Origin of the sequence: Plantactinospora sp. BB1, assembly GCF_003030385.1 — a bacterium.
In the GTDB taxonomy this organism is placed as follows: Bacteria; Actinomycetota; Actinomycetes; order Mycobacteriales; family Micromonosporaceae; genus Plantactinospora.
This window is the reverse complement of sequence record NZ_CP028159.1, coordinates 6,223,545-6,236,735: the sequence shown is the minus strand read 5'-3', so window position 1 is coordinate 6,236,735 and position 13,191 is coordinate 6,223,545. Positions and strand designations below refer to the sequence as shown.

Annotated in this window: 8 protein-coding genes; 5 read left to right on the top strand and 3 right to left on the bottom strand. The window is 75.0% G+C overall.

Going from position 1 to position 13,191, the window contains the following annotated elements:
• Positions 1–55: 55 nt before the first annotated feature.
• Positions 56–1,861 carry an NAD+ synthase gene (locus tag C6W10_RS27200; RefSeq protein ID WP_107261698.1) on the bottom strand — a complete coding sequence of 602 codons (1,806 nt, stop codon included), beginning with the start codon at positions 1,859–1,861 and terminating at the stop codon, positions 56–58.
• A gap of 277 nt (positions 1,862–2,138) precedes the next feature.
• Here C6W10_RS27200 and glnA point away from each other — a divergent pair, with 277 nt between their 5' ends.
• Entirely contained in the window at positions 2,139–3,491 is a 1,353-nt protein-coding gene (glnA, locus tag C6W10_RS27195) for a type I glutamate--ammonia ligase (RefSeq protein ID WP_107261696.1), read from the top strand.
• Between the two features lie 95 nt (positions 3,492–3,586).
• Here glnA and C6W10_RS27190 read toward each other — a convergent pair whose 3' ends face one another.
• Positions 3,587–4,135: a hypothetical protein gene (locus C6W10_RS27190; RefSeq protein ID WP_107261694.1), complete on the bottom strand. Its 549-nt coding sequence runs from the start codon at positions 4,133–4,135 to the stop codon at positions 3,587–3,589.
• A gap of 494 nt (positions 4,136–4,629) precedes the next feature.
• On the opposite strand from C6W10_RS27190, the gene C6W10_RS27185 reads away from it, so the two are divergent.
• A complete protein-coding gene (locus C6W10_RS27185) occupies positions 4,630–6,267 on the top strand; it encodes a N,N-dimethylformamidase beta subunit family domain-containing protein (protein ID WP_107261692.1) in 1,638 nt (545 codons plus the stop codon).
• Between the two features lie 79 nt (positions 6,268–6,346).
• On the opposite strand, the gene C6W10_RS27180 is transcribed toward C6W10_RS27185, so the two are convergent.
• Entirely contained in the window at positions 6,347–7,276 is a 930-nt protein-coding gene (locus C6W10_RS27180) for an LD-carboxypeptidase (RefSeq protein ID WP_107261690.1), read from the bottom strand.
• 68 nt (positions 7,277–7,344) lie between these two features.
• Here C6W10_RS27180 and C6W10_RS27175 point away from each other — a divergent pair, with 68 nt between their 5' ends.
• Genes C6W10_RS27175 through C6W10_RS27165 form a run of 3 tightly spaced genes read left to right on the top strand, consistent with a single transcriptional unit; the run spans position 7,345 to position 13,180 of the window.
• Positions 7,345–8,160, top strand: a complete 816-nt coding sequence (locus tag C6W10_RS27175) for a type 1 glutamine amidotransferase (protein WP_107261688.1) — start codon at positions 7,345–7,347, stop codon at positions 8,158–8,160.
• 39 nt (positions 8,161–8,199) lie between these two features.
• On the top strand, positions 8,200–11,394 hold the full coding sequence (locus C6W10_RS27170; protein ID WP_107261686.1) for a bifunctional [glutamine synthetase] adenylyltransferase/[glutamine synthetase]-adenylyl-L-tyrosine phosphorylase: 3,195 nt from the start codon (positions 8,200–8,202) through the stop codon (positions 11,392–11,394).
• Positions 11,387–13,180 (top strand): hypothetical protein, encoded by a 1,794-nt coding sequence (locus tag C6W10_RS27165; RefSeq protein ID WP_107261684.1) that lies wholly within the window; start codon positions 11,387–11,389, stop codon positions 13,178–13,180. Before C6W10_RS27170 ends, C6W10_RS27165 begins: the two co-directional genes overlap by 8 nt.
• Positions 13,181–13,191 lie beyond the last annotated feature (11 nt).

Genomic DNA, 13,191 nt, shown 5'->3' with positions numbered 1-13,191 from the left:
ACGGCAGGGAAGAGTGCAGGTTTTCACACCGGGGAGACCGGCCTCGCCGAAGCGGTCAGGGACGCTCGCGCCACCGGTTGGTGATCGGCACCCGGCGGTCTCGACCGAACGCCTTGATCGAGATTTTCGGTCCGGGCGCGGACTGCCGGCGCTTGTATTCGGCGATGTCCACCATCCGGAGCACCTTGTCCACCACCTCCGGATCGTGCCCGGCCGCGACCAGGTCGTCCCGGCCCTGGTCGCCGTCGACGTAGCCGACCAGGATCGCGTCGAGGATCGAGTAGTCCGGCAGGGTGTCGGTGTCGAGCTGGCCGGGGCTCAGCTCGGCGCTCGGCGGCTTCCGGATCGAGTTCTCCGGGATCGGCGGGGTCTCGCCGCGCCGCCCGGCCTCCGCGTTGCGCCAGTTCGCCAGCTTCCAGACCAGGCTCTTCCAGACGTCCTTGAGCGGGTTGAACCCGCCGACCGAGTCGCCGTAGAGGGTGGAGTAGCCGACCGCCAGCTCACTCTTGTTGCCGGTGGTGAGCACGAGGTGGCCCTCCTGGTTCGACAGCGCCATCAGCAGCACCCCGCGTACCCGGGCCTGGAGGTTCTCCACCGCCATCCCGGAGAGCGACAGGTTGGCCAGGAAGCCGTCGACCATCGGCTGGATCGGCTCGACCCGGTAGTCCAGCCCGGTCCGCTTGGCCAGGTCGGCGGCGTCGTCGAGGGAGTGTTCCGACGAGTGCTGGCTCGGCATCGAGACCCCGACCACCCGAGCCGGGCCGAGCGCGTCCACCGCGATCGCGGCGACCAGCGCGGAGTCGATGCCGCCGGAGAGGCCGAGCACCACCGAGCGGAAGCCGTTCTTGTCGACGTAGTCGCGCAGCCCGAGCACCAGGGCCTGCCACACCTCGCCCTCGTCGACCACCGGCTCGGTCACCCCGCCGGTGGCCCGGGGGCCGGTCGGGGCGGGCAGTCCGTCGCTGACCCGGACCCGGGTGACGGCCATCTCCGCCCGCGCGTCGGCCGGCGCCGGTCGGGCCGGCTCGGTGCCGGTGGCCGCGTCGGCGCGGCCCTCGGGCAGGTCGGCGCGGCCCTCGGGCAGGTCGAGGTCGTGCAGGAGCAGCTGCTCGACGAACTGCGGGGCGCGGGCCAGCAGGGTGCCGTCGGCGGCGACGATCATCGAGTCTCCGTCGAAGACCAGCTCGTCCTGGCCGCCGACCATGTTGACGTACGCGACGGTCGCCTCGGCCTCGGCGGCCCGGCGGCGGACCAGCGGCAGGCGTACGTCGTCCTTGTTCAGTTCGTACGGCGAGCCGTTGATGTTGACGACCAGCCCGACCCCGGCGCGGCGGGCGACCGTGAACGGGCCGCCGGCCTGCCACAGGTCCTCGCAGACCGTCAGCGCGACGTCGACGCCGCCGATCCGGACCACCGTCAGGCTGTCGCCCGGGACGAAGTAGCGGTCCTCGTCGAAGACGCCGTAGTTCGGCAGGTGGTGCTTGAAGTAGCGGGCCACCACCCGTCCGCCGTGCAGCACGCCGAGCGCGTTGCGCGGCCCCCGGGTCGGGGTGGCCTCGGCGTTGGCGCTGGCCGGTCCGTCGGCGTCGAGGTAGCCGACCAGCACCGGCAGCCCGCCGAGCCCGTCGGCGGCGAGGTCGGCGGCGAGCCGGTCGAGGGCGGCCCGGGAGGCGGCGACGAAGGAGTCCCGGAAGACCAGGTCCTCGACCGGATATCCGGTCAGCACCATCTCCGGGAAGGCCACGAGATGCGCGCCGGCTCCGGCGGCGTCCCGGGACCGCTGGCGGATCAGCGCCGCGTTGCCGGCGATGTCCCCGACGGTGGGGTTGACCTGGGCCAAGGCGATGCGCAAGGTCGGCATGACTCCATCTTGCCGCAGCCGGCCCCGTCGGGCTCGGCACGGCGGCCGGCGCCGGCCGTGGCGGCGCTCACCCACCGCGGCACCCGCCCGGCGCGCGCCGGGGAGGGTCCGCGGGCTATGTTTGGGACGAACGCCCAGGAAGTACGCAGGCCGCGCCAGCCCGCGCATCGGTACCGGTCTAGTTCACGTAACGTCCGCGTAACGGAACCGGTGAAGACTGGACCGCTAGGCCGTGCGCCGGCTGGGCCGGTCCGAACAGAGTGTGCGAGGGGTTGAGGTGGACCGTCAGCAGGAGTTCGTGCTCCGCACGCTGGAAGAGCGTGACATCCGTTTCGTCCGGTTGTGGTTCACCGACGTGCTCGGCACGCTGAAGAGCGTCTCGGTGGCCCCGGCCGAGCTGGAGGCGGCCTTCGACGAGGGGATCGGCTTCGACGGTTCCGCCATCGAGGGCTTCGCCCGGGTCTTCGAGTCGGACATGGTCGCGATGCCCGACCCCACCACCTTCCAGGTCTTCCCGTTCGAGGGCGGCGTCTCCGGCGAGAGCGCCCGGATGTTCTGCGACATCCTGCTCCCCGACGGCAGCCCCTCCTGGGCCGACCCGCGGCACGTGCTGCGCCGGGCGCTGTCCCGGGCCGCCGAGAAGGGCTTCACCTTCTACACCCACCCCGAGATCGAGTTCTTCCTGCTGGAGAACGGCCCCAACGACGGCTCGCTGCCGGTCCCGGTCGACTCCGGCGGCTACTTCGAGCACACCACCCACGCGGTGGCCCGGGACTTCCGCCGGCAGGCCGTGCTGGCGCTGGAGCGGATCGGCATCTCGGTCGAGTTCAGCCACCACGAGGTCGCGCCCGGCCAGCAGGAGATCGACCTGCGCTACGCCGACGCGCTCACCACGGCCGACAACATCATGACCTTCCGGCACATGGTCAAGGAGGTCGCCCTCTCCACCGGGGTACGGGCCAGCTTCATGCCCAAGCCCTTCACCGACCAGCCGGGCAGCGGGATGCACACCCACCTGTCGCTCTTCGAGGGGGAGCGCAACGCCTTCCACGACGCCAGTGACCCGATGAAGCTCTCCAAGGTCGGCAAGGCGTTCATCGCCGGCCTGCTGGTGCACGCCCGGGAATACACCGCGGTCACCAACCAGTGGGTCAACTCCTACAAGCGGCTCTTCCCGCAGGCGCTGCCGGACCGGATCACCGAGTCCCCGGCGTACGTCTGCTGGGGGCACCTGAACCGCTCCGCGCTGGTCCGGGTGCCGGCGTACGGCAAGCCGAACTCGGCCCGGGTGGAGGTCCGCTCACCCGACTCGGCGACCAACCCCTACCTGGCGTTCGCGGTGCTGCTCGGCGCCGGCCTCAAGGGGATCGAGGAGGGCTACGAGCTGCCGCCGGGCGCCGAGGACGACGTCTGGTCGCTCTCCAACGCCGAGCGCAAGGCGATGGGGTACGAGTCGCTGCCGGAGAACCTCGCCGAGGCGATCGACGTGATGTCCGGCTCGGAACTGGTCGCCGAGGTGCTCGGCGAGCACGTCTTCGACTTCTTCCTGCGCAACAAGCGCGCCGAGTGGGAGCAGTACCGCCGCGAGGTCACCCCGTACGAGCGGCAGCGCTACCTGGGTCTGCTCTAGGCCGGGCCCCGGCACCGTCGTGCCGGCCGGCTCGGGGTGCCGGGCCGCGCGCCGACGAGACGCGCGACCCGGTGGCCCGGAGTACCGCCCCGGGACTACTTGCCGGCCGGGGTGTCCGACTCGGCGCCGTCGGCCGGCGCGTCGGCCGGGCCGCCGTGCTTCGGGCCACCCGCACCGGGCCCGCCGCCCCAGGCCGGGAAGACCCCCGACTCCGCCGCCGCGATGATGGCGTCGGCCTGCTCCCGGGTCAGCTTGCCGTCCGAGACCGCCTGGTCGAGCCGTTCCTTCAGCATGGCCTGCCGGTCGGCCTTCGACCGTGCGTCGGGCCTGCCCTTGCCCCGCTGCTCGGCCCGGTCCTTCCACTCGGCCCGGTGCTGCTCCTTGATCTTCGCCAGCGCCGCCTCGACCCTCTCCTGAGGCACGCCCAGTTCCTCGGCGAGCTGCTCGGCGAGCCTGCCGCGCTGCTCCGCCAGGCGCTTGTCGTGCCCGGGCGCGGTCTGGTCACGCTCGGCCGAGGTCGACGGGGTCGGGGCGGGTGTCGCGTCCTCCGCGAACGCCACGGCCGGAGCCGCCAGCCCCACCGTGAGTACTCCGGCGGCCAGCAGACCGCCGACGACCCTCTTCCGGGAAAGCAGAGTGCTCATGCTGTGGATTACCTCCTCGGATGCGTACGCCAACCTGGCGCGTACCGGTACCAGTCCCTCAGATTGCGGCAGCACGCTGGACCGCACCCCGGAAGGACCTGTCAGCCGGCTGGCAATCCGGGTGCCCGCTGGCAGTCGGCTGAGAATCGTCGTCGGAGCGCGGGGAGCTTCCCGACCTTCCGCCGTCCCCTGCGGCGGTAGCCGCCCCCTGCCGTCGGTTGTCCGCCGACGCCGGGCCTGTACCCGACGCCGCCCGGACCGTCCACTCTGGGGCGATTGTCGGTCCTGACGGAACCGGCGGTTACGGGCGGCCGTCCCGATGCCCGGCCCCATATGCTCTTCGCGCCCGCCCGGTCCGCCCCGCGCACCGGCGCGGCACCGTGTCGGTCGGGTCGTGACGCCACCGGCCGACCCGCACACCGATCAGCTCCCCGGGACGACATCGCCGGGGCCGGTCGCTGTGGCAGCTCGGTGACCGGTGTGGAAGGGGACAGATGGCGGATCGGTCGGCCCGGTGGTCACGGCGGACGACACTGACGCTCTTCGGAGCCGGCGCGTTCGCCTCGCTCGGCACCGCCGGGGCGTACGGCGTGCTCAAGGCCCGTGGGGCGGTGAAGCCCACCGGCACGGGTAGCTGGGGCGGCTCGGTGCCGGCCCCGGCCGCTGCGTCCGGCACGCCCACCGCCGCCCCGTCGACCGACCCCTACTATCCCGGTGACGCGGAGCCCGGCCCGGTCGAGGCGCCCCCGCGCCGCGCCTCCGGTGCCGGACAGTCCGCGGTCGCCCGGGAGAACTCCCGGCCCGGCGCCGCCGGGTTCAGCATCGAGCGCCGCCGGTTCGGCGACGACGTGCGCAACCAGATCGCCGGCTACACCTCGTCGAGCGGGGTGGAGATCGGTGCGGAACTGGGCTTCCACGTCTCGGTGGCACCGGCGCAGTCCTACCGGATCGAGGTCTACCGGCTGGGCCACTACGGCGGGCTCGGCGGACGACTCGTCGCGACGAGCCCGTGGCTCACCGGTCGCCGGCAGCCGCCGCCGAAGGTGTCGACGGAGACCGGGATGGTGCACTGCGACTGGCCGGTCGACTGGCGCCTGCGGGTGGGCCGGGACTGGGTCAGCGGTTTCTACCTGGCGCTGCTGACCAACGCCGACGGCTGGTGCCGGTGGGTCCCGTTCGTGGTCCGTGACCCGGGGCGGCTGGCGGCCGGGCTGGTCGTCGTCCCGACCAGCACCTACCAGGCGTACAACATGTGGCCGGACGACGGGCGTACCGGCACCAGCCTCTACAACGGATTCGACCCGGCCGGTCGGCGCGACTCCGAGCTGCGGGCCACCGCCGTCTGCCACGACCGGCCCTACCGGGGCAGCGGAATCCCGAGTCAGAGCCGGCACGACATCGGCTTCGTGCAGTGGCTCGAACAGCACGGCTACGACGTCGCCTACGCCACCAGCGAGGACCTGCACACCGGCCGGGTCGACCCGCGACGGTACTGGGCGGCGGTCTTCTGTGGACACGACGAGTACTGGTCCGTCGAGATGCGCCGGCTGGCCGCCGCCGCCCGGGACGCCGGGACGAGCCTCGTCTTCCTCGCCGCCAACAACTGCTACTGGCGCGTCCGGTACGCCGGCCCGGAGAGCCGCTCGGCGGAACGGGTGATCGACTGTGCCAAGAGCCTGCCCCCGTACGACGGTGAGATCCCGCTGACGACCCGGTGGCGCAACGCGGGCAGTCCGGAGCAGGAACTCCTCGGCGGGCAGTACGTCAGCATCGTGGACGGGCAGGCGCCGCTCGTGGTCCGGGACAGCCGGCACTGGTTCTGGGCCGGTACCGAACTGCGCGACGGCGACCGGATCCCCCGGGTGGTGTACGGCGAGGCGGACCGGGTGCAGCCGGCGCTGCGCAGTCCCCGGGCCACCGACCGGGTCCTGCTCGCCGACTCCCCGTACCGGCGCCGGGGGCGGGCCTACCAGCAACAGACCTCGCTCTACCAGGCACAGTCCGGGGCCTGGGTCTTCGACGCGGGCTCGCTGGGCTGGACCCGGGCCCTCTACGCCAGCGGCTTCGTCGACGCCCGGCTACAGCGGGCGACCCGCAACCTGCTCGACCGCGTACTGCGCCCGCCGGGCTGAACGCTGCGCCGGGCTGAGCGCTGCGCCGGGCTGAGCGCTGCGCCGGGCTGAGCGCTGCGCCGGGCGCTTGGCGAGCGGCTCAGCGTACGGCGGAGGTGACGGTCAGGGTGCCGGCGTCCGCGTCCATCGTCGCCGGTACGCCCACCGGCACGGTGAGCTGCCCGACCCCGTGCCCGATCGGCAGCCCGCCCAGCACCGGCACCCCGAGATCGCCGAGCCGCTCGGCCAGCACCTCCGCCACCCCGACCGCCCAGCCGTCCGCGCAGTCGGTGAACTGGCCCACCGCCACCCCGGCCACCCCGGCCAGCGCACCGGACCGGCGCAGGTGGGTGAGCATCCGGTCGACCTTGTACGGCGGCTCCCCGACATCCTCGACCAGCAGGATCGCGCCGGTCAGGTCCGGCATGTCCGGGGTACCGAGGGAGTGCGTGAGCAGGCAGAGGTTGCCGCCGAGCAGCGGCCCGGTGGCCGTACCGGGCGCCAGCACCGCCGCGGTCTCCTCGCTCGGCAGCCGGTGCACCACCACCGGCTCGGGGCACATCAGCGCGGTGCGCAGCGACTCGGCCGAGACCGGCGGGGTCCGCTCGTCCAGCCAGGCCGCCCCCGGGCCGTGCACGGTGGCCAGCCGGGCGCCGCGCCAGAGCGCGAGTTGCAGCGCGGTGATGTCGGAGAACCCGGCCACCACCTTCGGGTCGCGGCGCACCGCCGACATGTCGATCGCGTCGACCACCCGCTGCGCGCCGTAGCCGCCCCGGGTGCAGAGCACGCCCCGCACCTCCGGGTCGGCGAAGGCCGCGTTGAGGTCGGCGGCGCGCAGCGCGTCGTCTCCGGCGAGGTAGCCGCGCCGGGCGTACGCGTTCGGGGCGAGGACGGGACGAAGGCCCCAACCGGTGAGCAGTTCCATCCCCCGGGCGACCCGTTCCGGCCGGGTCGGCCCGGACGGCGACACCAGCAGCACCGTGTCGCCGGTCCGCAGCGCCGGTGGTCGCACCGCCTGGTCGTCGGGCACCCCGCCTCCTCGATCGTCGGCCCCGAGCCTATCGGTGGCCGCCGGGGGCACCGGATAGCCTCGACACCGTGGCAACCGAGACCGGAACCGAGAGCGACACCGGCAGCGCGGGCGGCGCCGCGACCGCACTGGTGATCGAGAACGACCCGACGGACGACGCCCGCCGACTGGGGGAGTGGCTCACCGAGGCCGGCCTCGACCTGGCGGTGCTCCGGCCGTACGCCGGGGACGCGCTCCCCGAGGACCTCACCGGGTACGCCGCGCTCGTCGTACTCGGCGGCTACCAGCATCCGTACCCGGGACCCGACGGCAGCCCGGGGGCGCCCTGGTTCCCGGCCCTGGAGGGGCTGCTCCGCAAGGCGGTCCGGCACCGGGTGCCGACCCTGGCGATCTGCCTCGGCGCCCAACTGCTGGCCACCGCGCACGCCGGTACGGTGCAGCGCAGCGCGGCCGGGCCGGAGGTCGGGCCGAGCGTCGTCGGCAAGCGGGACGCCGCCGAGCACGACCCGCTGTTCCGGTACGTGCCGATGATCCCGGACGTGCTCCAGTGGCACGTCGACGAGATCACCGAGCTGCCGCAGGGCGCCACCCTGCTGGCCGCCTCGACCCGCTATCCGCACCAGGCGTTCCGGCTCGGCGACCGGGCCTGGGGGCTCCAGTTCCACATCGAGTGCGACGCCGAGATGATCGCCGACTGGGCGACCGACTCGGCGACCCTGGCCGCGCTGGACTACGACCCGGAGTTGGTGGTGGCCGCCTGCGCGGAGGTGCTGACCGACGTGGAGGAGGTGTGGCAGCCGTTCGCCGCCCGGTTCGCCGCGCTGGCCCAGGGCCGGCTCGACGGTGCGCCGTCCCGGCCCACCCTGCCGCTGCTCGGGCACTAAGGGGGTAGCGCCGATGACCGAGACCGGGATCCGCCGCCGATGAGCAGACCGACCAGCCCGTCCGGCCGGCTCACCCGGCTCGCCCGGTACGGCTTCGGGGTGGGCGACGGGGAGCGGGCCGGCGGCAACGGCGTCGGCCGGGCCGCCGAGCTGCTCGGGCCGGACGGGCTCGGGCTCTGGGACCCGGAGACCCAGGAGCCGGTCGACGCCCCGGCCGGCGAACTGCTCACCGCGCTCTCCCGGACCGCCGATCCGGACCTCACGCTGCGCCAGCTGCACCGGATCGTCGAGGCGGAACGCCGGTCCGCCGCCCCGGCCACCGGCGCCGCCCCGGCCACCGGCGCCGCCCCGGCCACCGGCGCCGCCCCGGCCACCGGCGACGGCGCGGGAAGCGGCGACGGGGCGGAGAGCCTGCTCGCCGCCCTGCACGCCGATCCGGGGCTGCGTCGGCGGATGCTCGCGATCCTCGGCGCCTCGTCGGCGCTCGGCGACCATCTGGTGGCCAACCCGGAGCAGTGGCGGGCGCTGCGTACCGGGGTCGACGGGGTGGCGCCGAACGCCGACGGGCTGCTGCACCCGGACGCCACCGGGCCGCACGACGGCTCGGGAGCGCTGCCGGCGGTGGCGGCGCTGCGCCAGGCGTACCGGCTGGCCCTGCTGCGGATCGCGGCGGCCGACCTGACCGGCGGGCGCGGCCTGGAGCAGACCATGGTGGCGCTCTCGGCGCTGGCCGACGCCACCCTGGCCGACGCGTACGGCATCGCGGTCGGCGAGCTGCCCGAGGGGACTCCGGTGCCCCGGCTGGCGGTGGTGGCGATGGGCAAGTGCGGCGGCAACGAGCTGAACTACGTCTCCGACGTCGACGTCATCTTCGTGGCCGCCGCCGACGAGGACCTGCCGGCCGGCACCCAGGTGGCGACCCGCATGATCGAGATCTGCGGGCTGGTGGCCTGGCCGGTCGACGCCGCGCTGCGGCCGGAGGGGAACCGGGGGCCGCTGGTGCGTACCCTCGCCAGCCACCTCGCCTACTACCGCCGCTGGGCCCGGACCTGGGAGTTCCAGGCGCTGCTCAAGGCCCGCCCGGCGGCCGGGGACGTCGGGCTGGCCCAGGAGTGGATCGACGCCCTCGCCCCGCTGGTGTGGCGGGCGGCGGAGCGGCCGGAGGCGGTCGAGGACGTCCGGGCGATGCGTCGCAAGATCATCGACAACATCCCGCCGCGCGAGCTGGAACGGGAGATCAAGCGCGGGCCGGGCGGGCTGCGCGACATCGAGTTCGCGGTGCAGCTCCTCCAACTCGTACACGGCCGGGTCGACGAGTCGCTGCGGGCCCCGGGCACCATTCCGGCGCTGCGGGCGCTGGTAGCCGGCGGCTACGTCGGGCGGGCCGACGGGGAGGCGCTGCTGCGCGGGTACCGGTTCCTCCGCGGGGTCGAGCACCGGCTCCAGTTGCAGGCGCTGCGGCGTACCCACACCGTGCCGGCGGACCGTCCCGCGCTGCGCTGGCTCGCCCACGCCCTCGGCTACACCGCGCTGCCCGGCCGGGACGCCGTCGAGGCGTTCCGGGCCGACTGGGTCGGCCACGCCACCGAGGTACGCCGGCTGCACGCCAAACTCCTCTACCGGCCGCTGCTGGAGGCGGTCGCCCGGGTGCCCGCCGACGGGCTGCGGCTGACCCCGGAGGCGGCCCGGAACCGGCTGGAGATCCTCGGGTTCGCCGACCCGACCCGGGCGCTGCGGCACCTGGAGGCGCTGACCGGCGGGGTGACCCGGACGTCGGCGATCCAGCGCACCCTGCTGCCGGTGCTGCTCCAGGAGTTCGCCGACGCGCCCGAACCGGACCGGGGGCTGCTCAACTACCGCCAGGTCTCCGACAAGCTCGGCGGCACCCCGTGGTATCTGCGGCTGCTCCGCGACGAGGGGCCGGTGGCCCGCCGGCTGGCCCGTACCCTGGCGGTCTCCCGCTACGTCGCCGACCTGCTGGCCCGGGACCCGGAGGCGCTCCGGCTGCTCGCCGACGACACCGAGCTGACTCCCCGGGACGCCGAGGTGCTGCGCGACGGTTTCACCGCCGCCGCCGACCGCTACCTCGTCGGTCGGGGGCCGACGCCCGCCGACCCGGCCGAGGCGATCCGGGCGGTGCGGGCGCTGCGCGGCCGGGAACTGGTCCGGATCGCCTGCGCGGACGTGCTGTACCGGGCGGGTTCGCTGGCGCCGGCCGGCCCGACCGGGGTGGCCGCGACCCTCACCCCGGAACCGGCCCCGGCCGGCGTCGTCGGCGACTCCGACGTGCTCACCGTCGGCGCGGCACTCTCCGCCGTCACCGACGCCACCCTGCGGGCGGCGCTGCGGGTGGCCCGGGCGACCCAGCCGGAGCTGCCCGGCCTGCGCTTCGCGGTGATCGGGGTGGGCCGACTCGGCGGGTACGAGATGAACTACCTCTCCGACGCCGACGTGCTCTTCGTCTACGACCCGCCGCCCGGGGTGGCCGACGACGCGGCCAGCGCGGCGGCCCGGGCGATCGCCGAGGAGTTGCGCCGGCTGCTCGGCATGCCGGCCGTCGACCCACCGCTCGGGGTCGACGCCGACCTGCGCCCGGAGGGGCGGCAGGGGCCGCTGGTCCGCAGCCTCGGCGCGTACGCGCAGTACTACGCCCGCTGGTCGAAGGTCTGGGAGGCGCAGGCGCTGCTGCGGGCCCGGCACGTCTGCGGCGACGCCGACCTCGGGCGCGAGTTCGAGGCGGTCGCCGACCCGGTGCGCTATCCGGAGCGGGGACTGAGCCGGGAGCAGGTGGTGGAGATCCGCCGGATCAAGGCCCGGGTGGAGACCGAACGGCTGCCCCGGGGCGCCGACCCGGCCACGCACACCAAACTGGGCCGGGGCGGGCTGGCCGACGTGGAGTGGGCGGTGCAGCTCACCCAGCTCCGGCACGCCGGCCGGCTGCCCGAGCTGCGCTGCACGCGTACCCTCGACGCGCTCGCCGCCGCCCGGGAGGCCGGGGTGATCGACGGCGCCGACGCCGCCGCGATGGCCACCGGGTGGAGCATGGCCGCCCAGGTACGCAACGCGCTGATGCTGGTCCGCGGCCGGGCCGGCGACCAGTTGCCCCGGCACGGCGTGGAACTGGCCGGCGTGGTACGCCTGCTCGGCGGCGACGACCCGGGCGAGTTCCTGGACCACTACCTGCGGACGGCGCGGCGGTGCCGGGCGGCGGCGGAGCGCGTGCTGAATGCCTGACCGGCGCCGCGTCCCGACGGTCCTCTCCGGCGCGGTCGGCCTGGCCGGCGTGCTGGCGGTCGCCTTCCTGCTCGCCCCGCCGCTCGGCACCGACCTCTCCGCCCAGGTCGCCCGGGCCAACTTCTTCGGCCGGCACGGATCCGCCGTCCTCGACCTCGGCTGGTACGCGGGCATCTCCCCGTACGGCTACAGCCTCTTCACGCCGCCGCTGATGCACTGGCTCGGCGCCGACGCGCTCGGCCCCCGGCTGGCCGGCGCGCTCGCGCTGCTCGGCTCGGCGGCGGCGCTGGCGTTGCTGATGGTGCGTACCGGTGCCCGTCGGCCGCTGCTCGGCAGCCTGCTCGGCGCCGCCTGCGTGGCCGGCAACCTGGTCTCCGGCCGGATCACCTATGCGATCGGGGTCGCCTTCGGGCTGCTCGCCCTGCTGCTGCTGACCAGCACACTCCGGCCGGCGGTGCGGTGGACGGCGGCCGGGGCAGCGGCGGCACTGGCCGGCGCGGCGAGCCCGGTGGCCGGTCTCTTCGTCGGCCTCGCCGGAGTCGCGCTGGCGCTCGCGGCGTCCCTCCCCGCACCGCGGACCGGCGACGCCGGGGAGAGCCGGGACCGGTGGCGCCCGGGCCTGGTCGACGGGACGGTCCTGGCGGTGGGCGCCGGGGTGCCGGTGGCGGTGCTCGGTCTCGGCTTCGGCGCGGGCGGCTGGATGAACATCAGCCTCACCGACACGGTCACCTCGGCGTTGGCGAGTGCGCTGGTCGCGCTCCTGGTGCCGAGGCGGGTACTGCGGATCGGTGCGGTGCTGGCCACCCTCGGGGTGCTGGCGGCGTTCGCGGTCCGGACACCGGTCGGGCTGAACGCCACCCGGCTGGCCGCGATGTTCGCGCTGCCGGTGCTGGCCGGCTACGCGACGCTGCCGCCCGGCCCAGCCCGGGGCTGGTCCGGACGGGGGGCCGGATCGGCCCGGGGCTGGTTGCGACGGGGGACCGGCTTCGCCCGGGGCTGGTCTCGGCGGGCGACCGGACTCGCGCTGGCCGCGATCGTGGTGCTGGCCGCCGTCGTGGAGCCGCCGGTCTCCGTGGCGGACCTGCGCGCGGCCGGGGACCCGACGGCGTCCCGGAGCTACTTCGCACCGCTGCTGACCGAGCTGGCCGGCCGGCCGCCCGGCCGGATCGAGGTGGTGCCGACGGCGAACTACTGGGAGGCGGCGTACGTGCCGGAGGCCGCGCCGCTGGCCCGGGGCTGGCTGCGCCAGGCCGACCAGGCGCACAACCGGCTCTTCCTGGACGGCAGCGTCGACGCGGAGTCGTACGGCCACTGGCTGCGGGACAACGGCGTGGCGTACGTCGCCCTGGCCGGTGCCGAGCCGTCCTGGGTCGGCCGCCGGGAGGCGGAACTGATCCGGGGCGGGCTGCCGTACCTGACCCCGGTCTGGCAGCACCCGGACTGGACCCTGTACGCGGTGACCGGCGCCCCCTCCGTGGTGCAGGCGCTCGGCGCGGGGGCGGTCGGGCCGGGTGGGGGCGACCCGCCGGACGGCGCCGAGGGGGCGGGTCCGGGTACCCCGGGTGCCGAACTGGTGCGGGCCACCTCGGTGGAGTTGACGGTCGACGTACCGGCCGCCGGGGAGACCCTGGTCCGGCTCCGCTGGTCGAGGTGGCTGCGGGTCGAGGGCGGCGGGGACGCCTGCCTGGCCCCGTACGCCGACTGGACCGTGCTCCGGGTGACGCGCCCCGGCCGGTATTCGATCACGGGGAGCCTGACCGGCGCCGGTCCGCGCTGTCCGAGCTGACCCTATGGGCC